This is a genomic window from Bradyrhizobium sp. SZCCHNR1002, from assembly GCF_032381435.1.
GTDB lineage: Bacteria > Pseudomonadota > Alphaproteobacteria > Rhizobiales > Xanthobacteraceae > Bradyrhizobium > Bradyrhizobium aeschynomenes.
Genome location: NZ_JAUHIS010000010.1, coordinates 63,575 through 87,128, shown reverse-complemented (window position 1 = coordinate 87,128; position 23,554 = coordinate 63,575). Strand labels below are relative to the sequence as shown.

18 protein-coding genes are annotated in these 23,554 nt (G+C 66.5%); 11 read left to right on the top strand and 7 right to left on the bottom strand.

The window, feature by feature from the left end; all coding sequences use genetic code 11:
• Positions 1-131 precede the first annotated feature (131 nt).
• On the top strand, positions 132-1,136 hold the full coding sequence (locus QX108_RS31940) for an SPFH domain-containing protein (protein WP_315784320.1): 1,005 nt from the start codon (positions 132-134) through the stop codon (positions 1,134-1,136).
• Positions 1,137-1,152: 16 nt separating this feature from the next.
• Complete coding sequence (locus tag QX108_RS31935) at positions 1,153-1,599, top strand: NfeD family protein (protein ID WP_315784322.1); 447 nt, start codon at positions 1,153-1,155, stop codon at positions 1,597-1,599.
• Between the two features lie 236 nt (positions 1,600-1,835).
• On the opposite strand, the gene QX108_RS31930 is transcribed toward QX108_RS31935, so the two are convergent.
• Positions 1,836-3,554 (bottom strand): outer membrane beta-barrel protein, encoded by a 1,719-nt coding sequence (locus QX108_RS31930; RefSeq protein WP_315784324.1) that lies wholly within the window; start codon positions 3,552-3,554, stop codon positions 1,836-1,838.
• 172 nt (positions 3,555-3,726) lie between these two features.
• On the opposite strand from QX108_RS31930, the gene QX108_RS31925 reads away from it, so the two are divergent.
• A complete protein-coding gene (locus QX108_RS31925) occupies positions 3,727-4,728 on the top strand; it encodes a KpsF/GutQ family sugar-phosphate isomerase (protein ID WP_315721898.1) in 1,002 nt (333 codons plus the stop codon).
• A gap of 5 nt (positions 4,729-4,733) precedes the next feature.
• Here QX108_RS31925 and QX108_RS31920 read toward each other — a convergent pair whose 3' ends face one another.
• Positions 4,734-5,288, bottom strand: coding sequence for a carboxymuconolactone decarboxylase family protein (locus QX108_RS31920; protein ID WP_315784326.1), 555 nt, complete (start codon positions 5,286-5,288; stop codon positions 4,734-4,736).
• Positions 5,289-5,379: 91 nt separating this feature from the next.
• Between QX108_RS31920 and QX108_RS31915 the strand changes: the two genes are divergently transcribed.
• The 3 genes from QX108_RS31915 (at position 5,380) to QX108_RS31905 (ending at position 7,427) form a co-directional block, all read left to right on the top strand.
• The gene (locus QX108_RS31915; protein ID WP_172181151.1) at positions 5,380-5,712 is read left to right on the top strand and encodes a winged helix-turn-helix transcriptional regulator; all 333 of its coding nucleotides are present in this window, start codon (positions 5,380-5,382) and stop codon (positions 5,710-5,712) included.
• A gap of 81 nt (positions 5,713-5,793) precedes the next feature.
• Positions 5,794-6,609, top strand: a complete 816-nt coding sequence (locus QX108_RS31910; protein ID WP_315784329.1) for an arylamine N-acetyltransferase — start codon at positions 5,794-5,796, stop codon at positions 6,607-6,609.
• Positions 6,610-6,611: 2 nt separating this feature from the next.
• Positions 6,612-7,427 (top strand): arylamine N-acetyltransferase, encoded by an 816-nt coding sequence (locus QX108_RS31905; protein WP_315784331.1) that lies wholly within the window; start codon positions 6,612-6,614, stop codon positions 7,425-7,427.
• Positions 7,428-8,035: 608 nt separating this feature from the next.
• Here the strand turns inward: QX108_RS31905 and QX108_RS31900 are convergent.
• On the bottom strand, positions 8,036-9,484 hold the full coding sequence (locus tag QX108_RS31900) for a glutamate synthase subunit beta (protein WP_315784332.1): 1,449 nt from the start codon (positions 9,482-9,484) through the stop codon (positions 8,036-8,038).
• Between the two features lie 315 nt (positions 9,485-9,799).
• Positions 9,800-14,536, bottom strand: a complete 4,737-nt coding sequence (gltB, locus tag QX108_RS31895; protein WP_315784334.1) for a glutamate synthase large subunit — start codon at positions 14,534-14,536, stop codon at positions 9,800-9,802.
• Positions 14,537-15,087: 551 nt separating this feature from the next.
• Between gltB and QX108_RS31890 the strand changes: the two genes are divergently transcribed.
• On the top strand, positions 15,088-16,119 hold the full coding sequence (locus tag QX108_RS31890) for a hypothetical protein (protein ID WP_315784336.1): 1,032 nt from the start codon (positions 15,088-15,090) through the stop codon (positions 16,117-16,119).
• A 275-nt stretch (positions 16,120-16,394) separates the two neighbouring features.
• Here QX108_RS31890 and QX108_RS31885 read toward each other — a convergent pair whose 3' ends face one another.
• On the bottom strand, positions 16,395-16,874 hold the full coding sequence (locus tag QX108_RS31885; protein WP_315784338.1) for an Hsp20 family protein: 480 nt from the start codon (positions 16,872-16,874) through the stop codon (positions 16,395-16,397).
• 192 nt (positions 16,875-17,066) lie between these two features.
• Between QX108_RS31885 and QX108_RS31880 the strand changes: the two genes are divergently transcribed.
• Entirely contained in the window at positions 17,067-18,014 is a 948-nt protein-coding gene (locus tag QX108_RS31880; RefSeq protein ID WP_315784340.1) for an alpha/beta hydrolase, read from the top strand.
• A 267-nt stretch (positions 18,015-18,281) separates the two neighbouring features.
• Positions 18,282-19,124: a tetratricopeptide repeat protein gene (locus QX108_RS31875; protein WP_315784341.1), complete on the top strand. Its 843-nt coding sequence runs from the start codon at positions 18,282-18,284 to the stop codon at positions 19,122-19,124.
• On the opposite strand, the gene QX108_RS31870 is transcribed toward QX108_RS31875, so the two are convergent.
• Entirely contained in the window at positions 19,114-19,824 is a 711-nt protein-coding gene (locus QX108_RS31870; protein ID WP_172132217.1) for a hypothetical protein, read from the bottom strand. The two genes, QX108_RS31875 and QX108_RS31870, sit on opposite strands and share 11 nt — an antisense overlap.
• Before the next feature lie 207 nt (positions 19,825-20,031).
• Here QX108_RS31870 and QX108_RS31865 point away from each other — a divergent pair, with 207 nt between their 5' ends.
• Entirely contained in the window at positions 20,032-21,420 is a 1,389-nt protein-coding gene (locus tag QX108_RS31865; protein ID WP_315784343.1) for a PAS domain S-box protein, read from the top strand.
• Positions 21,421-21,519: 99 nt separating this feature from the next.
• On the opposite strand, the gene QX108_RS31860 is transcribed toward QX108_RS31865, so the two are convergent.
• On the bottom strand, positions 21,520-22,722 hold the full coding sequence (locus tag QX108_RS31860) for an ABC transporter substrate-binding protein (protein ID WP_315784345.1): 1,203 nt from the start codon (positions 22,720-22,722) through the stop codon (positions 21,520-21,522).
• Positions 22,723-22,864: 142 nt separating this feature from the next.
• Between QX108_RS31860 and QX108_RS31855 the strand changes: the two genes are divergently transcribed.
• Positions 22,865-23,539, top strand: coding sequence for a GntR family transcriptional regulator (locus QX108_RS31855; RefSeq protein ID WP_315784348.1), 675 nt, complete (start codon positions 22,865-22,867; stop codon positions 23,537-23,539).
• Positions 23,540-23,554: the final 15 nt, after the last annotated feature.

Sequence of the window (23,554 nt, the reverse complement as noted above, 5' to 3'; positions counted from 1 at the left end):
CGGCGCGGCCGTCGAAAATATGTTCCTGAACCGCGCCTCACGGACCCCCGACAAAATCATGTAGCAATCCCTAGATTGTGATTGCTGCAGAGGCTGGTGAGGTGACTGACGTCTCCTCCCTTGGAGGATCCATGAGCGGTTTCGACATTTTCGCCATAGCGCTGGTGCTGCTGGTCGTCTTCACGCTGTATTCCGGCGTGAAGACGGTGCCGCAGGGCTTCGACTGGACGGTGGAGCGGTTCGGCAAATATACTCGCACGCTGTCGCCGGGCCTCAACATCATCGTGCCGTTCTTCGACCGCATCGGACGCAAGATCAACATGATGGAGCAGGTGATCGACATCCCCGAGCAGGAGGTGATCACCAAGGACAACGCCACCGTGACGGTCGACGGCGTCGCCTTCTACCAGGTGTTCGACGCCGCCAAGGCGAGCTACGAGGTCTCGAACCTCAATCAGGCCATCATCACGCTGACGATGACCAACATCCGCTCGGTGATGGGCTCGATGGACCTCGACCAGGTGCTGTCGCATCGCGACGAGATCAACGAGCGGCTGCTGCGCGTCGTCGACGCCGCGGTGTCGCCATGGGGGCTCAAGGTCAACCGCATCGAGATCAAGGACATCGTGCCGCCGGCGGATCTGGTCGAGGCGATGGGCCGGCAGATGAAGGCCGAGCGCGTCAAGCGCGCCGACATCCTGCAGGCCGAGGGCCAGCGCCAGTCGGAGATCCTGCGCGCGGAGGGCGCCAAGCAGAGCCAGATCCTGCAGGCCGAAGGCCGCCGGCAGTCGGCCTTCCTCGACGCCGAGGCGCGCGAGCGCGCGGCGGAGGCCGAGGCCAAGGCGACGCAGATGGTGTCGGACGCGATCGGCAAGGGTGACGTCGCCGCGCTGAACTACTTCATCGCCGACAAATACATCAAGGCGTTCGGCCAGCTCGCTGATTCCCCGAACCAGAAGGTGATCATGCTGCCGCTGGAGGCGACAGGCATGCTGGCCTCGCTCGCCGGCATCGGCGAGATCGCCAAGGCGACGTTCGGCGAGAGTTCAGCCTCGGCGGTCGCGGCCGCGCGTCGCGGTGGCTCGGTGCCATCGGCAGGAGCGCCGCCGAAGCCGCCGGTACCGCCGCAGGCCTGAGGCAGGGGAGGTCATCATGAGCGAGATGTTCGTGACGCTCGGCACCTGGAACTGGCTGATTTTCGGCATCATCCTGATGGCGCTGGAGCTGCTCGCACCGGGCATTTTCCTGATCTGGCTCGGGCTGGCAGCGCTGCTGGTCGGGCTGCTGTCGTTTGCCCTTTCGCCGGGATGGCAGCTGCAGATCCTGCTGTTCGCGCTGTTCTCGATCGCCGCGGTACCGTTGTGGCGGCGCCTCGCCCGCGCCAACGCCGCGCCGTCGCAGGACAACCCTTTCCTCAACCGCCGCTCGGCGGCGCTTGTCGGGCGCGAGTTCACCCTGGAGAAGCCGATCATCGACGGCAACGGCACCGTCCGCATCGACGACACGGTGTGGCGCGTGGCCGGTCCGGACACACCCGCAGGCAGCCGCGTGCGCATCGTGCAGGCGGATGGCGCGCATCTGACGGTGACCGCGGCGTAGGTCTTCTGCGCTGTTAGATGCAGCGCCCTCGCCCCTTGTGGGAGAGGGCATCGCCGGCCTATCCACATACTCGGTTGGGTGAGGGGTCCTCTCCGCGAGCACGCGCGTGGAGAGGACCCCTCACCCAACCGCGTTTGCTGCACTGTCCTACATGCCCTCTCCCACAAGGGGCGAGGGCGCAGTCATGGGCACTGCGGTTGCTGCAATCGTCGAGAGGTTGGAATATGAGCTGACGCTCAGTTCTGCAGCCGCACGCCCAGCATCACCACGGTCCCCGACGACGCCGCGCCCGTGATGTTCGAGTCCAGCTTGTCGTAGCGCAGCGTGCCCTTGACCCAGAGGCTGCGCGTCATCTTGTAGACGAGGTTGCCTTCGGCCGAATACGTGCGGTCGTTGCGGCCGTAGCCCTGATAGTCGAGGGTGCCGAAGGTGAACTTGCCGATGCCGGTCAGCCAGCGCCGGAAGTCGTGGTCGACCTGCACCGTGTAGGTGCGGATCAGCACGCCGGAGGCGCCGGCGACGGTGGTCTCCGCGACCTGCGTGTCGGAGAAGAAGCGCGCGGTGGTCAGCGGCGTCGCCGACCACACCAGCGAGGCCGTGGTGAGGAAGCCCTGCAGCCGGTTGAGCCGCGGATCGGTGTAGCTGCGGGTGGCGTAGCCGAGCGACAGCTCGCCGGTCAGGAGCCGGGTGAACTCGAACGAGGTGCCGGCCTTGGCATAGCCGCCGGCGGAATCGCGCTGGTAGCCGGAGCGGTCGAACTGCTGGTCGTAGGTGCGGGTGTTGCCCTGCACCTCGGCGAACGGCTTCAGGCCGGGCGTGACCTCGTAGGACACCCGGCCGATGCCGCCGAACTGGTTGTAGTTGCGGTCGTCGTTCGACGTCATCGTGCCGTCGGTCAGCTTACTCTGCTGATAGCTGGTGCGATCGGCGGTGGCGCCGGCCGAGATCTGCAGCCGGTTGAAGCGCTGGTCGAAGCCCACGGTGGTGCCGAGCGTGGTGTAGACCGGATAGCGGGCCAGCCCGGCCTGCACGCTCGGGCTGCCGGGATTGTCGGTCGCGGCGCGCAGGCGAAGCTGGGCGCCGACCGAGGTGTCGCGCGTCACGTCGAGGCGGCCGTCGACATGGCCGGTGAAATCGGGGCGGTCGAGCGTGGTCGGCGCCGAATTGATGCCGCCATCCATCGTGGCCGGCAGGGTGCTGCCATAGCCGGTGAACGAGCCGCGCAGATCGGCGACCAGGGCGTGGCGCTCCCAGTTCGACACCGCCAAAAATTCCGGCGCAATCATCCAGGCCGGCATGCCGCGCGGCTTGGCGAGCCGGGCCGGGTTGCTGTCATAGCCGGCCGACAGCTCTACCGCGCCCTTGATCAGGAACGGGCCGACATAGTCGCCGACCGCGCCGAACGGATCGTCATCGATCCGCAGCCGCTTGCGCGGCGGCTGGCCGGGCACCGTGCCCGCGATGGCGGCGGGGACCGGCTGCCGGTTGGCGAAGGCCGAGGGCGGTAAAGTCGGGCGTAGCTGTCCGGTCAGCTCGCCCGACGGCCGGGTGCCAGGCCCCGGGGCCGGCTTCGGCCGCGCCTGGGCGGGATAGTATTTCGGCTTCCTGCGGGTGCGGTTCAGCGAATCATAGCCCACATCGGCGGCGCCGCTGGCGGCGGGCACGTCGGGCAGAGGAACCCGCGTCTGGCGCGCCGGGGAGCTCACGGGAGGAGGCGTGGCAGGCAGACCCGGCGTCGGAACGGCATCCGACAGGCCGCTCACGGCCGTCCGCCGCAGCGGCGACTCCTGGGGGGCCAGAAAGCCGTCGCGCACCGGGCGGAACGCATCGATGGTCTGGGCTACGGCCGTTTCGAGACCGACAGCGCCGAGCAGCAGGCAAGCGGCGGAGGCGCCGCGCCACATCGCGCCCCGTAGCGCGCGCCTTGCGCGGCCGCTGTCAGGCCTCCACCCCACGATGAAAATACTCCAACAAAATCAACTGCGTCGTCGGGGGAGTCCCGCGCCGCCGGCAAACCGCGTCGTTAAGGGAGTAAAAACAAATATGGTTAATGGGCTGTTGATGACGCCTTGCCGCCTTACCCATGCTAAAGAGCGGCGCCTGACTGTCTTAGCCTTGGAAGCGCGAATGCCGAGATCGAAGCCGTTGACCGAAGCCCCTCCCGCCAACGCGGACATCCAATCGGCGCTGCGCACGCTCGACGCCGGCAGCAACGGCATTGCCGCGATCTCCGCTGCGCTGCGCGGTCCCCTGGGCCCGGCCTTTGCCGCTGCGGTGGAGCTGATCCGCCAGGCCAAGGGCCGCGCGATCCTGACCGGGCTCGGCAAGTCAGGCCACGTCGCCCGCAAGATGGCGGCGACCCTGGCCTCGACCGGCACGCCGGCCTTCTTCGTCCATTCCGCCGAGGCCGGTCATGGCGACCTCGGCATGATCACTTCGGATGACGTCGTCATCGCGCTGTCCTGGTCCGGCGAGCAGCCGGAGATGAAGACGCTGGTCAACTACACCAAGCGCTTCGCCATCCCCATGGTCGCCATCACCTCGAACGCGCAGTCGTCGCTGGGGCAGGCCGCGCGCATCGTGCTGGAGCTGCCGAAGGCGCGCGAAGCCTGTCCGCACAATCTGGCGCCGACCACCTCCACGCTGATGCAGGCCGCGATCGGCGATGCGCTCGCCATCGCGCTGCTCGAGGGCCGCGGCTTCACCGCGCTCGAATTCGCCAACTTCCATCCGGGCGGCAAGCTCGGCGCCATGCTCAAGCACATCTCGGATCTGATGCGCTCCGGCGACGCCGTGCCGCTGAAGCCGCTCGGCACCGGCATGGCCGATGCGCTGGAGGAGATGTCGGCCAAGGGGCTGGGCTGCGTCATCATCGTCGACGGCCGCGGCCATGTCGCTGGCATCATCACCGACGGCGATCTGCGCCGGAAGATGCGGTCCGACCTGCTGTCCGTTTCGGTCGACGAGATCATGACCGCCAACCCGCGCACCGTGCGCCGCGAGGCGCTGGCCTCCGAGGCGCTGGAGATCCTGAACTCCGCCAAGATCACGACCCTGATCGTGACCGACGGCGCCAAGCCCGTCGGCATCCTGCACATGCACGACCTGCTGCGCGCCGGGGTGGCGTGATCGTCTCAGCCGGTCCCGGCCGCGCGCGGAAAGCGTGCCGCGCCTGACTCCAGCGGCAATCCGAGCGCGTTGGCGAGACAGGAGACCGTGCGGTAGAAGCCGCAGAGCAGGATGATCTCCAGCACCTGGTCTTCCGCGTAGCAGGCTCTCAAACCGGCAAACTCGATCTCGCTCAGGGTCGCGCGCGCATGCAGCGCGTCCACCGCTGCGATCAGCGCCTGCTCCTGCTCCGACCAGCATGGCGCGTCCGCCGCGCCCAGCACAGTGGCTTCGATCTGTTGCGGCGATAGCTGCGCCGCGGCGCCGAAGGTTGCGACGTGGACGCCCCATTCATATTCGCAGGCGTTGAGTGCGCAGGTGCGGTCGATGACGATCTCGCGGTCGCGCAGCGACAGCGGCCCGCGATCCAGCAGGCTGCCGCCGCGAAATTTGCTCCAGGCGCGCGCATGGCTGGCCATGACCCGGAACAGCATCAAGGGCGGCGCGCCACGCATGATCTGGTCGAACTGGGTCTGGATATCGGCCGGGTAGGGCGGCTGCAGGGCGCCGAGGCGTGGCATGGTGGCGTGTCTCCGGATCACATGCTACAGATTATGTAGCATGATGCTACGCTTTCCGTAGCGATTGGCAAGACCCCGGGAGGATCACGGAATGACTGGCGTCACCAAGCCGCGTCGCGTGCGCGGCTCGCGCACGGGCCGACCGATCATGGCGCTGCTCGATCTGCTCGGCCGCCGCTGGTCGCTGCGCATCCTGTGGGAGCTCCGGCAGGGCGAGCTCACGTCGCGCGCGCTGCGGGCGGCCTGCGATGATGCGTCTCCGACCGTGCTGCAGAGCCGGCTGGACGAGCTGCGCGATGCCGGCTTTCTCCAACTGGGGGGCGACGGCTATGGGCTGACGCCGCTCGGGCGGGAGCTCCTCGAGACTTTCCTGCCGCTGCATCGCTTCTCCGAACGCTGGCGCAAACAGGTGGATGAGCGGTAGGCAGGGCCACCATGCTCGTGTCCGGCTGTCTGCCCGCGGCGGCCCGTGCTATGGCTCCGGCGACGACGGAAAGACGGGGCGATGCCTGACCAATTCGATCTCGACAAATACCTCGCGCGCATCGGCTATCGCGGGCCGCTGACGCCGAGCTTCGACACGCTGGCCGGATTGCAGGCGGCCCATGTCGATGCGATCGCGTTCGAGGGGATCGATCCCTTGCTCGGCCGGCCCGTGAACATCGATCTCGCCGCGGTGCAGGCCAAGATCGTCGACGGCCGCCGCGGCGGCTATTGCTTCGAGCAGAACGCGCTGTTGAAGGCGGCGCTGGAGGTGATCGGCTTTACGGTCACGCCGCTGTCGGCGCGGGTGCGCTGGCGGCTCGATGCCGATGCGCCGCTGACGCCGCGCACGCACATGATGCTGAAGGTCGACCTGCCGGACGGCCCCCATCTCGCCGATGTCGGTTTCGGCTCCTGCCTGCTCGACACGCCGCTGCGGATGGTGCCGGACGTGGAGCAGGTCACGGCGATGGGCACGTTTCGCCTGACGATCTCCGATGGGCTGCACTGGCTCGCGGCGAAGCAGCCGGCCGGCTGGCGCGCGATGTACGTCTTCGACCTCATCCCGCAGATCCATGCCGACTATGTGCTCGGCAACTGGTTCACCTCGACCAGCCCGTTGACGCCGTTCACCTCGATGCTGATCCTGGAGCGGCTCACGCGCGACGTACGCTACAAGCTCGTCAACCGCCGGCTGGTGACCGAGGCGCGCGACGGCGAGATCGTCAGCGAACGCATCATCGAAACGCCGGACGCGCTGCGCAGCGTCGTCGAGGATCTGTTTGGTGTCTCGCTCCCGGTGCCGGTCAACGAGGTCTGGGCGCGGATCGAGAGCTGAGCATGGAAAATGGCTTTGAGCTGGACTCCTATCTCGCCCGCATCGGCTATTCCGGGCCGCTGACACCGGATCTCGCGACGCTCACGGCGCTCCAGGCGGCGCATGTCGACGCGATCCCGTTCGAGGCGCTCGATCCGCTGCTGGGCCGTCCGGTCGACGTCGATCTGCCGTCGGTGCAGCAGAAGCTCGTGCTCAGCCGGCGCGGCGGCTACTGCTTCGAGCAGAGCGTGCTGTTCCAGGCCGTGCTGCAGGCGATTGGCTTCGACGTCACGGGGCTGACGGGCCGGGTGCGGTGGCGCTCGGCGCCAACCGATCCTCTCGGGCCACGGCAGCACATGATGCTGCTGGTCGAGCTCGATGGCCGCCCCTACATCGCCGATGTTGGCTTTGGCATCTGCATGATGGATGCGCCGATTCGGCTCGAGGTCGGCCACGAGCAGCAGACCGCGATGGGCACCTTTCGTATCGGCCAATGGAACGGGCTTTTCACGATCAGCGCAAAGCAGCCGACGGGCTGGCGCATGATGTACGCCTTCGACCTGGTGCCGCAGATCCACGCCGACTACGTGCTCGGCAGCTGGTACACCTCGACCAATCCGACCGTGCCGATCACGACGACATTGATGATGGAGCGGGTCGGGCGCGGTGCGCGGCACAAGCTGGTCAACCGCCGCTGCACCGTCGAGGCGCGCAACGGTGAAGTGATCGCGGAGCGCATGATCGGGAGCGCCGAAGAGCTCGGCCGGCATATCGAAGAGGTGTTCCGGGTCACGCCACCGGTGTCGGCTGAGGAGCTTTGGGCGCGGACGACGAGCTGATCGCGCGGCATCGTCTGTGCGCGACGTTTGAACGTGCTTCCCCATCGCTCGCACGCCAAGCCGAATACGAACTTATCGCGTGGTTGTAGCGCATTTGAGGGGAATGCCGGGCCGGGCATTGTGCTTATCTTAAGAGTCGCAGCCTTAGGTTGCGGGAACCTGAGGGGCTCGCGGCGTCCGGCCGTCGATCGATGGGGAACGTCCAGCATGACTGACATCGGAATGCACGCGACGCGATCAATCCTGCTGAACACCTCGGAGCAGACCTGTCACCGCCGCGCGCGGCCTCACCCCTCCTGACATCAGAGCCGCGATGCGGCTCATCCGAGCTGGCCTCCCGGCCAGGACGGGTGGGGGCTTCACGGTGAAACGTCGACTCTGACGCTTCGACGCTCATCCGAATCGATCATGAGACCACGGCCCGACCTGCCACTTCGGGCCGCGCGGAGACACATGTCGAGCAAGCCCCCACCCATTTTTGCTTCGCCGTTTTAAGTAGACCCGGACTCAGCCGCGAAGACGCTGCGCTCCCCTCTCCGCAAGGGGGAGGGGAGCGCAGCGCGAGTGCGGTCAGCAGCTGGATTTCAACTGGCGGAGTTGACTGCCGCTCAGCGCGGCAGCTCGGTCTTGCCCATCAGGAACTTGTCCACGGCCTGGGCGCACAGGCGGCCCTCGCGGATCGCCCACACCACCAGCGACTGGCCGCGGCGCATGTCGCCGGCGGAGAACACCTTCGGCAGCGAGGTCTGGTAGTCCGAGAGGTTGGCCTTGACGTTGCCGCGCGGGTCGAGGTCGACGCCGAGGCTCTTGAGCAGGCCCTCGTGCACCGGATGCACGAAGCCCATCGCCAGCAGCACGAGGTCGGCATCGAGCACGAACTCGGTGCCCGGGATCGGCTTGAACTGACCGTCGACGCGCACGCAGTGCAGCTTCTTGACCGCGCCGTTCTCGCCCTCGAACTTCTGCGTCAGCACCGCGAATTCGCGCACCGCGCCTTCGGCCTGGCTCGACGAGGTCCGCATCTTCAGCGGCCAGTTCGGCCAGGTCAGCTCCTTGTTCTCACGCTCCGGCGGCGCCGGCATGATCTCGAGCTGGGTCACGGACAGCGCGCCCTGGCGCAGCGAGGTGCCGATGCAGTCGGAGCCGGTGTCGCCGCCGCCGATCACGACGACATGCTTGCCGCCGGCGAGGATGTCGGTGGCGTTGACGGCTTCGTTGCCGACACGGCGGTTCTGCTGCGGCAGGAAATCCATCGCGTAGTGGACGCCGGCGAGGTCGCGGCCGGGGATCGGCAGGTCGCGCGGGGCTTCCGCGCCGCCGGTCAGCGCCACCGCGTCGTAATCCTTCAGCAGCGACTTCGAATCGATGCCGTCCTTGCCGCCGACATGGGCGCCGTAGTGGAAGACCACGCCTTCGCCTTCCATCTGCGCGATGCGGCGGTCGATGATGCCCTTCTCCATCTTGAAGTCGGGAATGCCGTAGCGAAGAAGACCGCCGGCCTTGGCGTGCTTCTCATAGACGTGCACCTCGTGACCGGCGCGCGCGAGCTGCTGCGCGGCTGCGAGGCCGGCCGGGCCGGCGCCGACGATGGCGACCTTCTTGCCGGTCTTGACCGCGGCAGGCTCGGGCTTGATCCAGCCCTGCTCGAACGCCTTGTCGACGATCGCGCATTCGATCGTCTTGATGGTCACCGGATTGTCGTCGATGTTCAGGGTGCACGATGCCTCGCACGGGGCGGGGCAGATACGGCCGGTGAACTCCGGGAAATTGTTGGTCGAGTGCAGGTTGCGCGACGCCTCTTCCCAGTTGCCGTTGTAGATCAGGTCGTTCCAGTCCGGGATCTGGTTGTTGACCGGGCAGCCGGGCGTGCCCGGCGCGGCCGAGCCGGTGCCGTGGCAATAGGGGATGCCGCAGTTCATGCAGCGCGCCGCCTGGTCACGCAGCTCCTTCTCGGAGAGCGGCACCACGAATTCCTGGAAGTGCTTCAGCCGCTCGGCAACCGGCGCGTACTTGCGATCGTGCCGCTCGATTTCGAGAAAACCTGTGACCTTGCCCATGACCTGTGACGTCCCTGACTGCTCGGGCCTCATGGTTCGAGACGGCGCTTGCGCGCCTCCTCACCATGAGGAATTTCCTCTGTGCTTCCCCTCATCCTGAGGAGCGGCGCCTTCGCCGCGTCTCGAAGGATGAGGCCTCGATCCTGGCCTCATGGTTCGAGACGGTGCTGCGCACCTCCTCACCATGAGGATCTAGTTTCCTGCTTCTTCTCACCCTGAGGAGCGGCGCTTGCGCCGCGTCTCGAAGGGCGAGGCCCCGCTCTCGGCCTCATGGTTCGAGACGGCGCTTCGCGCCTCCTCACATGAGGAGCAACATCAAGCCCCGATCGCGATCTTCGGCTCGGCGTCGGTCTTGGCCGCGAGCTCGCGAAGGGCGCGGCGGTACTCGACCGGCATGACCTTGCGGAACTTCGGCGCAAACTCCTTCCAGTTCGCCAGGATGTCGGCGGCGCGCTTGGAGCCGGTGGCCTTGGCGTGACGCGAGATCAGAACGTGCAGGCGCTCGACATCGGACGCCAGCAGGTTCTTGAACACGTCGACCCGGCCGTGCGCCTCGAGGTCGCCCATCTGGTGATAGGTGTCCTCGGCGATCATCTCCTCCGACAGCACCGGCTCGAGTTCGACCATTGCCATGTTGCAATGCTTGTCGAAGTCGCCGGCCTCGTCGAGCACATAGGCGACGCCACCCGACATGCCCGCCGCGAAGTTGCGCCCGGTCTTGCCGAGCACGACCACGATGCCGCCGGTCATGTACTCGCAGCAATGATCGCCCGCGCCCTCGACGACGGCGACTGCGCCCGAGTTACGCACCGCGAAGCGCTCGCCGGCGATGCCGCGGAAGAAGCACTCGCCGGAGATGGCGCCGTACATCACGGTGTTGCCGACGATGATCGACTCCTCCGGCACGATGCCGGAGTTGCGCGGCGGCTTGACGATGATGCGGCCGCCCGACAGGCCCTTGCCGACATAGTCATTGCCTTCGCCTTCGAGCTCGAAGGTGACGCCGTTGGCGAGCCACGCACCGAACGCCTGGCCGGCGGTGCCCTTCAGGCTGACATGAATCGTGTCCTGCGGCAGGCCGGCATGGCCGTAGATCTTGGCCACCGCGCCGGAAAGCATCGCGCCCGCCGAACGGTCGGTGTTGTTGATCTCGGCCTCGATCTTGACCGGGGCGCCGCGGTCGAGCGCGGGCCTGGCCTGCTCGATCAGCCTGCGGTCGAGCACGGCGTCGAGGTGATGATCCTGCTTCTCCGAATGGAAGATCTTCTGGCCCGGCGCTTCCTTCTGCTTCACGAACAGTTTTGAGAAGTCGAGACCCTTGGCCTTCCAATGCGCCACCAGCTTGGACTGGTCGAGCATCTGCACCTGGCCGACCATCTCGTTGAACGAGCGGTAGCCGAGCGCTGCCATGATCTCGCGGACCTCTTCGGCCACGAAGAAGAAGTAGTTGATGACGTGCTCCGGCTGGCCGGTGAAGCGCTTGCGCAGCACCGGGTCCTGGGTGGCAACGCCGACCGGGCAGGTGTTGAGGTGGCACTTGCGCATCATGATGCAGCCGGCCGCGATCAGCGGCGCCGTGGCGAAGCCGAACTCGTCGGCGCCAAGGAGTGCGCCGATCACGACGTCACGTCCGGTGCGGAAGCCGCCGTCGACCTGGACCACGATGCGGCTGCGCAGCCGCTCGCGCACCAGCGTCTGGTGGGTTTCGGCAAGGCCGATCTCCCACGGCGAGCCGGCATGCTTGATCGAGGTGAGGGGAGAGGCGCCGGTGCCGCCCTCGAAGCCCGCGATCGTCACATGGTCGGCGCGCGCTTTCGCAACGCCGGCGGCAACCGTGCCGACGCCGATCTCGGACACCAGCTTGACCGAGACCTGACCGTCGGGATTAACGTTCTTCAGGTCGTAGATCAGCTGCGCAAGATCCTCGATCGAGTAGATGTCGTGGTGCGGCGGCGGCGAGATCAGGCCGACACCAGGGGTCGAGTGGCGTACCTTGGCGATGGTCGCATCGACCTTGTGGCCGGGCAGCTGGCCGCCTTCGCCGGGCTTCGCGCCCTGCGCCATCTTGATCTGCATCATGTCGGAGTTGACGAGATACTCCGTCGTTACGCCGAACCGGCCAGACGCGACCTGCTTGATCGCCGAGCGCATGGAATCGCCGTTGGGCAGCGGCTTGAAGCGGTCGGCTTCCTCGCCGCCCTCGCCGGTGTTCGACTTGCCGCCGATCCGGTTCATGGCGATCGCCAAGGTCGTATGCGCCTCGCGCGAGATCGAGCCGAAGCTCATCGCGCCGGTGGCGAAGCGCCTGACGATCTCCTTGGCCGGCTCGACCTCGTCGAGCGGGACCGGCTTGCGCTTGTCGTCCTCGGCCGACTTGATCCGGAACAGGCCGCGCAGCGTCAACAACCGCTCGGACTGCTCGTTGAGCAGTTTTGCAAACGCCTGATAGCGGTCCTTGGAGTTGCCGCGCACGGCGTGCTGGAGCGTCGCGACGGACTCGGCGGTCCACGCATGGTCCTCGCCGCGGGTGCGGAAGGCATATTCGCCGCCGACGTCGAGCGCGGACTTGTAGACCAGCGCGTCGCCGAACGCATCGCGGTGGCGGCGCGCGGTTTCTTCGGCGATCTCGGCCAGGCCGACGCCTTCGACGCGGGTGTGGGTGCCGTAAAAGAACTTCTGCACGAACTCGGCCTTGAGGCCGACCGCGTCGAAGATCTGCGCGCCGCAATAGGACTGGTAGGTCGAGATGCCCATCTTCGACATGACCTTGAGCAGGCCCTTGCCGATCGACTTGATATAGCGCTTGACGACCTCGTAGTCGCTCAGCGCGCCCGGCAGCTTGTCCTTTAGCGCGACGATGGTCTCGAAGGCGAGATACGGGTTGATCGCCTCGGCGCCATAGCCGGCCAGACACGCGAAGTGATGCACCTCGCGCGGCTCACCGCTCTCGACGACGAGACCGACCGACGTGCGCAGGCCGGTGCGGATCAGATGATGATGCACGGCGGCGCAGGCGAGCAGCGACGGGATCGGGATCCGGTCGTTCGAGACCATGCGGTCGGACAGGATGATGATGTTGACGCCCTCGCGGACGGCTGCTTCGGCGCGGCCGCAGAGATCGTCGAGCACCTGCTCGAAGCCGGCGGCGCCCAGGCTCGCATCGAAGGTGGTATCGAGCGTGCGCGAGACGAAGTGGCTGTCGGAGACCTCCGAGATCGAGCGGATCTTCTCGAGGTCCGCATCGGTCAGGATCGGCTGATGCACTTCGAGCCGCTTGGTCGAGGCGACGCCTTCGAGGTCGAACAGGTTCGGGCGCGGGCCGATGATCGACACCAGGCTCATCACCAACTCCTCGCGGATCGGGTCGATCGGCGGGTTGGTGACCTGGGCGAAGTTCTGCTTGAAGTAGGTGAACAAGAGCTTGGGCTTGTCCGACAGCGCCGAGATCGGCGCGTCGTTGCCCATCGAGCCGGTCGCCTCCTCGCCGGTGGCGGCCATCGGGGTCATCAGGATGTTGATGTCCTCGGCCGTGTAGCCGAACGCCTGCTGGCGATCGAGCAGCGGCAAATTGGTCCGCGCGCCCTTGGTCGGCGCGTCCGGCAGCTTCTCGACCTGGATCTGGGTCCGGGCGAGCCACTCGGTATAGGGATGGCTGGCGGCGAGCTGCGCCTTGATCTCGTCGTCCGGGATCAGGCGGCCCTGCTCGAGATCGACCAGCAGCATCTTGCCCGGCTGCAGCCGCCACTTGGTGACGATCTGGTCCTCCGGAATCTTCAGGACGCCCATTTCGGACGCCATCACGATGCGGTCGTCCTTGGTCACGAGATAGCGCGCCGGCCGCAGGCCGTTGCGGTCGAGCGTGGCGCCGATCTGGCGGCCGTCGGTGAAGGCGATCGCGGCCGGGCCGTCCCACGGCTCCATCAGCGCGGCATGATATTCGTAGAACGAGCGGCGCTCCTCGCTCATCAAGGGATTGCCGGCCCACGCCTCCGGGATCATCATCATGACCGCGTGCGGCAGCGAGTAGCCGCCCTGCACCAGGAATTCGAGCGCGTTGTCGAAGCAGGCGGTGTCGGACTGGCCTTCATAGGAGATCGGCCAGAGCCGGCTGATGTCCTTGCCGAACAGCTCCGACGACACCGACGCCTGCCGCGCCGCCATCCAGTTGACGTTGCCGCGCAGGGTATTGATCTCGCCGTTATGCGCGATCATCCGGTAGGGGTGCGCCAGCGACCAGGTCGGGAAGGTGTTGGTCGAGAAGCGCTGGTGCACCAGCGCCAGCGCGCTCTCGAAGTCCGGCTCGTGCAGATCGGCGTAGTACTTGCCGAGCTGGTCGGCCAGGAACATGCCCTTGTAGATCACGGTCCGGCACGACATCGAGCACGGATAGTAGCCCGACATGCCGCGGTCGCGGCGCTGATAGATCGCCTGCGAGATCGACTTTCTGAGGATGTAGAGCTTGCGCTCGAACTCGTCCTCGGTCTTGGCGGCGCCGTTGCGGCCGATGAACACCTGCATGCTGCGCGGCTCGGTCGGCTTGACCGTCACGCCCAGCGAGGAGTTGTCGGTCGGCACGTCGCGCCAGCCGAGCAGGACCAGGCCCTCGTCCTCGATCTGGTCGGCGATGATGCTCTTGATGACGTTCCGCCACGCTTCGTCGCGCGGCATGAACAGCGCGCCGATGGCGTATTCGCCGGGAGGGGGCAGCGTGAAGCCGAGCTCCCCAGCCTTGCGCGAGAAGAACGCGTGCGGGATCTGCACCAGGATGCCGGCGCCGTCGCCGAAGCGCGGGTCGGCGCCGACGGCGCCGCGGTGCTCGAGGTTGCACAGGATGTTCAGCGCGTCCGAGACGATCTGGTGCGACTTCTGGCCCTTGATGTTGGCGATGAAGCCGACGCCACAGGAATCCTTCTCCTGCGCGGGGTCATAAAGGCCTTCGGCTTCCGGGCGCCACGTATGCAACTCGCGGGTGATCTCGGCCGGTTTTTCATGCGAATCCACAGCCAGCACCGCGCCGCCCAACTTCCCGTGCTCGACCTTCGATCCGCTCATATCCGTCCCCATCAGTTATTGGTCAGGGCCTTCACCACAGTCCGGTACACAGTCCGGCGCACCCCGGGCGCTGCGCGGGCCCCTCTCCGGAGCCAACGCTCGTCCTTTTCAGCGAGCCGCATTTGCAGAATTCAGGCCAGTCGCCGGGGGACCATGTCCCCGCTGGACGACCACGGCCTGGTCATGTCGCAGCGCCCCATGTCGTAACGTGATTGGGCGCCGTAACATCATTGCAAAGTCTCGGTCACCTTTGCAACGAAATTTTAGACAGCAATTCTGTCCTAAACCGCAAGATGCCAAACTTTAACCTATCACACAAGCGCAGCGGAGTCCTGAGCTCCGGGCTCCCCATCGCGCGCATTCCCCGGCAAATCTTCCGTTTTTCTCGGGCGAGCCGCCGCACCGATCACGCGCCGCGCGCATTTTTGAAACCTTTCGCCCTGTTCCTGCCCCGTCTCCGACCCAGGGCCGCCGGAATCACGGCAGAACGTCCGCCCACTTGAGAAGAAGCGAACAGCTTCACGTGCGGGGGCATGCAGGAGCTTTGAGCCATGAAGTTGCTAGTTGGAGCCGTCTCGGCCTCGTTGATCGCAGCCTTTGCCGCCCAGGCCGAGCCGCTGCCGCCATCGGGTCTGCGCGGGTCGTACACGGCGGTCTCCGATTTCGATGCGCCTTATTCCGACGCGCCGCCGGCCGTCTTGCCCGCGCCGCCGCCGCGCTACGGCTATCGTCCGGCCCCGGACTACGGCTACCGCGAGGAGCGCTACGCGCCGCCGGCGCCGGTGTACCGCCAGGATGGGTATCGCGACGGTTACCAGCAGGACTATGGCTATGCGCCGGCGTTCCTGCCGGTGCATGAGGTCTATGCCATCCTGCGCGACAACGGCTTCTCGCCGCTCGGCGCGCCGCGCCAGCGCGGCAATGTCTATGTCGTGGCGGTGCTCGACCGCCAGGGCGAGGACGGCAAGCTCGTGGTCGATGCCCGCTCCGGGCGCATCATCCGCTTCGTGCCGGCGTTCCAGTGGGGCGACGACTACGAACGCATGCGCTACGAGCCGGCGCCGCGCGGTGGCCTCGACCGGCTGCCGCCGCCGACCGTGATCCGCGCCGACCCGCGGCTGGTGCCGCCGGCGGCGCCCCGGGTCGCCAATGCAATGCCGGCGCAGCTGCCGAAGGTGCCGACGCCCGCCGCGCGGCCGGTCGCTCCCCCGCCGCAGACGGCGGCGCTCAACCCGAAGCCAGCAGAGGCAGCCAGGCCGGTCGCGCCCAGGCCCGCGGACATCAAGCCGGCCGAGACTAAGCCCGCGGACGTGAAGCCGGCCGAGACGAAGCCGGTCGAGGCCAAGGCCGATCCGAAGGCCGACGCGCCGAAGGCAGGCGAGGTCAAACCGGCCGAGGCCACGTCGTCTGACGCCAAGCCATCGGAGGCCAAGGCAACCGAAGCGAAGCCGTCGGATGCCAAACCCGTCCAGTCGGCCGCGGCCGCGCCGCAGACGACCGGATCGATCGCCGCGCCGGCAGCCAAGCCAGCGCCGCAGATCCTACCGACCGCGAAGATGCCGCCGGCCCAGGGGCTGGAATAACTGAGGCTGAAAACTTCCGCGGAGCGTCTGCCCCCGCCGCTGCCCCACCCACAACTGTCATCGCCTGGCTCGACCGGGCGATCCAGTAGCCACCGGCATCTCGGTTCATCACCGCCGCCGCGGCGTACTGGATGCCCGCTTTCGCGGGCATGACAGCGGTGAGCGGCGGTCCGGCATCTCCGGGTGATCGCGCGCGATCCCATCCAGCTGACAGAGCGAAAAAAAACGCCCCGGTTGCCCGGGGCGTTCGTGTCTGTGGAGTGCCGTCGTGCCGGTTACGCGGCGGCCTTCTCGGCGGTGCCCTCGATCGCCGGCTGCTCGACGGCTTGCGCATTGGTCGAGATCGGAATCGACCGCGGCTTCTTGGCCTCGGGGATCTCGCGGACGAGGTCGACGTGGAGCAGGCCGTTCTCGAGGCTGGCGTTCTTCACCACCACGTGGTCGGCGAGCTGGAAGCTGCGCTCGAACGCGCGGGCGGCGATGCCGCGATACAGCACCTCGCTCTTCTTGCCGTTCTCGTTGGCGGCCTTCTCGCCCTTGATCGTCAGCGTGTTTTCCTTCGCGACGAGGGAGAGCTCATCCTTGCCAAAGCCGGAGACGGCGACGGTGATGCGGTAGGCGTTCTCACCGGTGCGCTCGATATTGTAGGGCGGGTAGCCGGGGCTGGGCTCGGCGGTCGCCTGGTCGAGCATCGAGAACAGACGGTCGAAACCGACGGTGGAACGATAGAACGGGGTCAGGTCGTAGGTACGCATGGTCAAAGTCCTCCATTGAGCGACTATTGGCAAACCCGCCCGCCATCGGGCCGGGCTGTCGTGCAGCCGTGACGGCCTGCACGATCTCGATATGGGTCGGACGTTTTGGCGTTCAAGGGTCCCCGAAAGCGGCTCTTTTTGCCGTTCCACCCCTTGATTCCCACTGCCGTTCACCTATTCGATGGGCGCCTCATGACGCTCGTCTCGATTCCCGCCAATCCCGTTCCCGAAGACGCCACCGCCGGCACCATCAAGACTCCGGATGGCGCCGAGCTGCGGTTTGCGCGCTGGGCGCCACCGGCCGGGCGCAAGGGCACCGTCTGCGTGTTCACGGGACGCAGCGAGTCGATCGAGAAGTATTTCGAGACGGTACGCGATCTGCGCGATCGCGGCTTTGCGGTCGCCATCATCGACTGGCGCGGCCAGGGCCATTCGTCGCGGCGCCTGCGCGACACGCGCAAGGGCTATGTGCGCTCGTTCTCGGACTACGAGGTCGACGTCGAGACCTTCGTCACCGAGGTGGTGCTGCCGGACTGTCCGCCGCCTTATTTCGCGCTGGCGCATTCGATGGGCGGAACCGTGCTGCTGCGGCTCGCTCATTCCGGCAAGCGTTGGTTCGACCGCGTCGTGCTGTCGGCGCCGATGATCGATCTGCCGGGCCGGCGCACCTCGCTGCCGGCGCGGCTGCTGCTGCGCGCGATGCGGATCGCAGGGCAGGGCGGTCGCTACGTGCCCGGCGGCAATGACGAGATCAGCGGGCTCGCGCCTTTCGTCAACAATCCGCTGACCTCGGATCCCGTGCGTTATGCGCGCAACGCCGCGATCCTCGAGGAGGATCCGACGCTGGGCATCGCCTCGCCCACGGTGGCCTGGGCCGATGCCGCCTTCTCGGCCATGGCGACCTTCCGCGGTGTCAGCTACCCGTCGCAGATCCGCCAGCCGATCCTGATGCTGGCCGCCTCCAGCGATAGCGTGGTGTCGACAGCCGCGATCGAGGAGTTCGCCTATCATCTGCGCGCCGGCTCGCATCTCGTCATCGCCGGCGCCAAGCACGAGATCCTGCAGGAGCAGGACCGCTACCGTTCGCAGTTCTGGGCCGCGTTCGACGCCTTCGTGCCGGGAACGCCGCTGTTCGGCTGAGCTGATCTGCATCACAACCCGGCGTCATTCCGGGGCAAGGCCGCAGGCCTTGAGCCCGGAATCTCGAAATTGTCTGGCATTCTTTTTCGATAGCTCGAGATTCCGGGTTCAATCGTTGACGCGCGGCCGCGTCGCGGCCACGCATCGCCGATTGCCCCGGAATGACGGCCAGATCGTAGATCCGGCCGCGTTCTGCCTGTTGCTGGACACCCTGTCGCCTTGCGGGCTAGACCTACCGATCTTCTCCTCGCGTGGTGATGATTGGTCGTGAGCAAGGCGCAGAACAGGTTGCAGGCCCAGGCGCTGCAGGAGGCGATCCACGCCTTGCGTGCGCGGCAGTTTGCGCGTGCCGAGCAGATCGCTGCCTCGATCCTGCGCACGGCCAGGACCGATCGCGCCGCGCTGCTCGTTCATTCCCATGCCCTGCTCGGCCAGCAGCGCGCGGGCGAGGCGGTGGCGGCGCTGGAGAAGGCGGCGCTGCGCGGCCCTGATCCGGAGCTGGAGACGTTGCTGGGCGCGGCCTTGTGCGAGTCGCGGCGTGCAGCCGATGGGATCGCGCAATTGCGCAAGACCGCGGCGCGGCGCCCGCCGTTCTTCCCTGCCTTTCAGGAACTCGCCGGACGGCTGGCGAAATCCGGCGACCTCGGCGAGGCCATCGCAGTCATCGAGGAGGCGCAGGCGCTATCGCCCGACAGTGTCGATCTCAAGCTCGATCTCGCGCGGCTCTGCCTGCAGGCCAATGAGCGCGCGCGTGCGCGGGACAATCTCGTCGCGGCGCGCGAGGCGGCGCCGGGGCGTCCGGACGTCCTGGTCGAACTCGCCTGGGTGCATTTTCTGGATGGCGACTACGCGGAGGCCGCCGGCACCTACCGCCATGCGCTGGGGCTGCGGCCGGAGGATACCCAGACCCGCGCCAATCTGGCGATGTGCCTGGCCGAGATGGGCGATCGCGACGGTGCCCAGGCGGCGCTGCGCACGGTGGTGCGCGGCCGGCCGCATCTGCTGACCCGTGCGGCCTACACGCTGGCGGTGACCTCGCATGGCCGCTTCTTCTTCCGTCCGAGCGCGGCCGCCAAATTCCTTGGCGCCGACGGGACCCTCAAGCCCTGAACCTCTTGCGATAGACGCCGGTTTCGCGCTTGAGCGCGTCGCGCACCTCGTGAATGTCGGCAATCTCCTCCTCGGTGAAGGCCGAGGTCTGCATCGCCCATGTCTGCCGTTTCACCGGGATGCATTGCGCGACCGGCGTCCCCTTCGGCAGCACGCCACGAAATGCCGTGTCGTGCCAATGCGCCGGGAAGTGCACGAAGCTGTCGTGGAAGCGATCGCTGTCGACGAGGCCGGTCACCGTGGTGAACGGCAGGTCGAAGCGGTTCACGGGGTGGGTGAACAGCAGCGCCCAGCCGTCGGGCGCCTCGATCGTCCACAGATTGTGAAACTTGAGCAGGAAGCGGTCGGCCTCGAACAGCGGCGATCCCGTGACCTGCGAGACGTCGTGAAAGCTGATCGGCGAACGCGGAAAATCGATGGCGCCGCCCGGCGGCAGCTCGTTGTCCCAGCTGATGCCGCCGTCCTCGACCTTGAGATCGCAGATCAGCGGAATCAGGAAACCCGTCGTCATCGCGTCGATGAACGGCGGGCAGCGCTTGACGGTCTGCTCCTCCGCCTGGTTGAGCGCGCTGAACGCCGTCGCGGGCATGCTCTTGACCCATTCGGGAACGCCCATCGGCGCCGGCACCGGCTGCGGAATGCGGCCTTCGAGCTCCTTGGGGCAACGAAATTTCAACGTGAGGGAATCGGTCTCGGACATCGGAAATGCAGTGCTCCTGTAGCGCGCAGGATCATAACCTCCGGATTGTCACGATGACAGCGATGATCCGTCATGCGCGGCTTCGAGCGCCGGCATTCGGCTTTTCCGTCAAGCTCCGCCATATGCCTCCGGTGGCCCAAGTCTATTGTTTGCAGCTGCGCAAATTTGTGTTTTCCTTGCCGTGAAAAAGGCAGGGTCTGGCTTGCAATGGGCCGCAGGAATAGCGGGACAAGTGATGCGCATCTGGCGGCAATCGTCGCGAACTCTTTCGACGCCATCATCTCAAAAGATTTGCAAGGCACGATCCGGAGCTGGAATCGCGCCGCAGAGGACATCTTTGGCTGGTCTGCACGAGAAATCGTAGGCCGCTCGATCCGCACCATCATTCCTGCCGACCGGCTCCGCGAGGAGGAGCACATCATCGAAAGGGTCGGCGCGGGCGAGATCGTGCCTCGCTTCGAGACGGTGCGGCTCAACAAGCAGGGATTGCCGATCCCGGTCGAGATATGCGTGTCACCGATCCGAGACAGGGCCGGGACGATCGTCGGTGCCTCGAAGATCGCCAGCGACATCAGCCGGACGATCGAGCTGAGAAACAGGCTGGCCGACAGCGAACGTCAGTTCAGGATGCTGGCGAACAACATCGCCCAGCTTGCCTGGATCGCCGATCGCGATGGATCGATCTTCTGGTACAACGAGCGCTGGTACGACTACACAGGTACAACCATCGAGCAAATGAAGGGCTGGGGCTGGACCAGCGTGCATCATCCCGATCATGTCGAGCGGGTGAAGGCGCGCATTCAGGAAAGCTGGGATTCCGGCGTCGAATGGGAGGACACCTTTCCGCTGCGCGGCAAGGACGGCACCTACCGCTGGTTCCTGTCACGAGCCAAGCCGGTGCTGGACGACACCGGCCAGATCTGGCGCTGGTTCGGAACCAACACCGACATCACCGCGCAGCTCCAGAGCGAAGAGAAGATCCGGCTGCTGATGGGGGAGGTGAACCATCGCGCCAAGAACATGATCACGGTCGTCCAGGCTATTGTGATGAGAACTGTCGACCGGCACGATTCGGACGCCTTGGCGAGTCGGCTCGCGGCGTTGGGGCGCAACCAGGATCTGCTGACCCAGCACAATTGGAGCGGCGCGCGGCTCGGCGAGCTGATTTCGTCCCAACTCGCACCGGTCGGTGATCTCGTCGGGAGCCGGATCATCCTGACAGGGGATCTCGATGTCTTGCTGTCCCCCGCCGCCAGCGAGACGATCGGTCTGGCGATCCACGAGCTCGGCACGAACGCGACCAAATACGGATCGCTGTCCGGCGCCGCCGGGCAGGTTTCCATCGCCTGCGCGGTCATCGATGAAGCGAACGGCAAGCGCCTACGAATAGTCTGGCGCGAGAGCGGCGGCCCTGCCGTTGCGGCGCCAGAGCGGACCGGGTTCGGCAGTGTGATGATTGATCGCAATCCGCGCCTGGCACTGCAGGCGGAGGTGCAACTTGCCTTTCCGCCCGAAGGCTTCGTCTGGCGGCTCGATGTGCCGCTCGAGCAAGTGCAGGCGCAGGGCAGCGACGATTCCGGAGCGCGGGGGCTCTGAGCCGGACAGCCACGGCCCGATCCGTCCCTGCATTTCATGGCCGGCGTGACAGGTCAGCCGCACACGATCGATGCAGCAGCGGCAACGGGTTGCCTTCGACTATCTCGTCGAGAGCACCTCGCCGAAGCGCTCCCACTGCTTGCCGGTGAAGCGCATGAACTGCACCTGCTCGACCGGCAGATGGTCGCCCTCCGACGTGTTGACCTTGATGCCGGGCAGCAGCATCGGCAGCTCCAGGTCCTTGATCGACAGCGCCTGCTTCAGGATGTTCTCGCGCGACAAATCGTTGCCGGCGGCCTTGAGCACGTGCTCCAGCGCCATGCCGTTGTTGTAGCCGTTGACGTAGTTGGAATCGCGGATGTCGCCGTCGGGCACGTATTTGGCCATGTAGTCGCGCCAGCCCTTGACGCCGAGATCGTCGGCCCAGGCCGGATCGAGCGGGTCCTTGACGTAGGCGGTCGAGATGATGCCGGTGCCGGCCTCGAGGCCGGCCGGCTCCATCACCGAGGACATCCACACCGAGACGTTGGTCAGGAACGTCATCGGCCGCCAGTTGATCTCGAAGGTCTTGCGGATTGCCTGCGCGGCGAATTTCGGCGTCGCGGCGATGATCAGCGCATCGGCGCCGGAGGATTTCAGCTTCACGATCTGCGAGTCGATGGTCGGCTCGGTGGACTCGTAGCTCGCCACCGTCACCGCCGTGTCGAAGCGTTCGCCGAGCACGTCCTTCAGCCCGGCGAGATAGTCGCGGCCGAAATCGTCGTTCTGCGCGAGAATGGCAAAGGTCGCATCCGGCTTCTTCTGCAGCGCGTAGCGCGCATACATCCGCGCCTCGTTGCGGAACGGTGCCATCACGCCCATCAGCGCCAGCGGAAACTGCGCGGGATCGCCGAACTTCGAGGCACCGGAAGCCACGAACAGCTGCGGCACCTTCTTGCCCTGCAGATATTTGGCGATCGCGGTGTTGTGCGCGGTGCCCATGGTCGAGAAGATGAAGGCGACCTCGTCGCTCTCGACCAGCCGCCGCGTCTGCTCGACCGTCTTGGGCGGCACGTAGCCGTCGTCCAGCGAGAGCAGATTGACCTTGCGCCCGTTGATGCCGCCGCGATCGTTGACCATCTTGAAATAGGCCACCTCGCCCTTGCCGAGGATGCCGAAGGCGGACACCGGCCCGCTATAGGGCATGGTCTGTCCGATGCGGATCTCGGTGGCCGTGATACCCGGCTGATCCTCCGCCCTGGCCGGCGCACCCGGCATCGACGACACGATGAGCAAGCCTGCAGCTGCAATCACGCTTCGCATGGACACCTCCCTGATGGCCGCGCTGGCGGCGGCCTTGTATCGAAGCATAGGGACGTCCCGGGCGACGGGCAATAAAAATATACTTTTTATAGAAAATCTATTTTCTGGTTCTGCTATCGTATTGTGAGTCATCGAGCGAGCCATGTCCGCAAGCGCCACACAGACTACCTATGAACGGCTCCGCGCCAGCCTGCTCGCCGGCCTCTATCGGCCGGAGGAGAAGCTCAAGATCAGCGAACTCGGCGCGGCGTTCTCCGTCAGCACCGGCGCCATCCGCGAGGCGCTGGCCAGGCTGACGGCGGAGGGGCTGGTGACGGCGCTGCCACAACGCGGCTTTCGCGTTGCCCCCGTGTCGATTGCCGATCTGCGCGACCTCACGGACATGCGCATCGAGGTCGAGACCAAATGCCTGCGCCGCGCCATCGCCAACGGCGATCTCGAATGGGAAACGGCGGTCGTTGCCGCCCATCATCGTCTGGCGGCGACGCCGATTGCCGCCGACGACGGCAGCTTCTCGCCGGCCTGGACACTGGCCCATGGCGACTTCCACGCCGCGCTGGCGCAGGCCTGCGGCAGCACCTGGATGTTGCGGGTGCGCGATCTGCTGTCGGCGCACAATGAGCGTTACCTCGACCTCGCCCGCAAGACCGACCGGGGCAAGCGCGACGCGGCTCGCGAGCATCGCGAGTTGATGGAGGCGACGGTGGCGCGCGACACCGAGCGTGCGGTGAGCATCATGACGGCCCATCTCGGCAAGACCCGGGACACGATCGAAGCCGCGTTGCTGGCCGCCGCGGCGATGAACGAGGCGAGGTGATGGTGGCCGAGAGTC

Excerpts from the sequence above, each read along its gene's own strand:
- QX108_RS31940 (WP_315784320.1), top strand. The coding sequence starts at position 132 with ATGAGCGGTTTCGACATTTTCGCCATAGCGCTGGTGCTGCTGGTCGTC.
- QX108_RS31935 (WP_315784322.1), top strand. The coding sequence starts at position 1,153 with ATGAGCGAGATGTTCGTGACGCTCGGCACCTGGAACTGGCTGATTTTC.
- QX108_RS31925 (WP_315721898.1), top strand. The coding sequence starts at position 3,727 with ATGCCGAGATCGAAGCCGTTGACCGAAGCCCCTCCCGCCAACGCGGAC.
- QX108_RS31920 (WP_315784326.1), bottom strand. The coding sequence starts at position 5,288 with ATGCCACGCCTCGGCGCCCTGCAGCCGCCCTACCCGGCCGATATCCAG.
- QX108_RS31915 (WP_172181151.1), top strand. The coding sequence starts at position 5,380 with ATGACTGGCGTCACCAAGCCGCGTCGCGTGCGCGGCTCGCGCACGGGC.
- QX108_RS31910 (WP_315784329.1), top strand. The coding sequence starts at position 5,794 with ATGCCTGACCAATTCGATCTCGACAAATACCTCGCGCGCATCGGCTAT.
- QX108_RS31905 (WP_315784331.1), top strand. The coding sequence starts at position 6,612 with ATGGAAAATGGCTTTGAGCTGGACTCCTATCTCGCCCGCATCGGCTAT.
- QX108_RS31900 (WP_315784332.1), bottom strand. The coding sequence starts at position 9,484 with ATGGGCAAGGTCACAGGTTTTCTCGAAATCGAGCGGCACGATCGCAAG.
- gltB (WP_315784334.1), bottom strand. The coding sequence starts at position 14,536 with ATGAGCGGATCGAAGGTCGAGCACGGGAAGTTGGGCGGCGCGGTGCTG.
- QX108_RS31890 (WP_315784336.1), top strand. The coding sequence starts at position 15,088 with ATGAAGTTGCTAGTTGGAGCCGTCTCGGCCTCGTTGATCGCAGCCTTT.
- QX108_RS31885 (WP_315784338.1), bottom strand. The coding sequence starts at position 16,874 with ATGCGTACCTACGACCTGACCCCGTTCTATCGTTCCACCGTCGGTTTC.
- QX108_RS31880 (WP_315784340.1), top strand. The coding sequence starts at position 17,067 with ATGACGCTCGTCTCGATTCCCGCCAATCCCGTTCCCGAAGACGCCACC.
- QX108_RS31870 (WP_172132217.1), bottom strand. The coding sequence starts at position 19,824 with ATGTCCGAGACCGATTCCCTCACGTTGAAATTTCGTTGCCCCAAGGAG.
- QX108_RS31865 (WP_315784343.1), top strand. The coding sequence starts at position 20,032 with ATGGGCCGCAGGAATAGCGGGACAAGTGATGCGCATCTGGCGGCAATC.
- QX108_RS31860 (WP_315784345.1), bottom strand. The coding sequence starts at position 22,722 with ATGCGAAGCGTGATTGCAGCTGCAGGCTTGCTCATCGTGTCGTCGATG.
- QX108_RS31855 (WP_315784348.1), top strand. The coding sequence starts at position 22,865 with ATGTCCGCAAGCGCCACACAGACTACCTATGAACGGCTCCGCGCCAGC.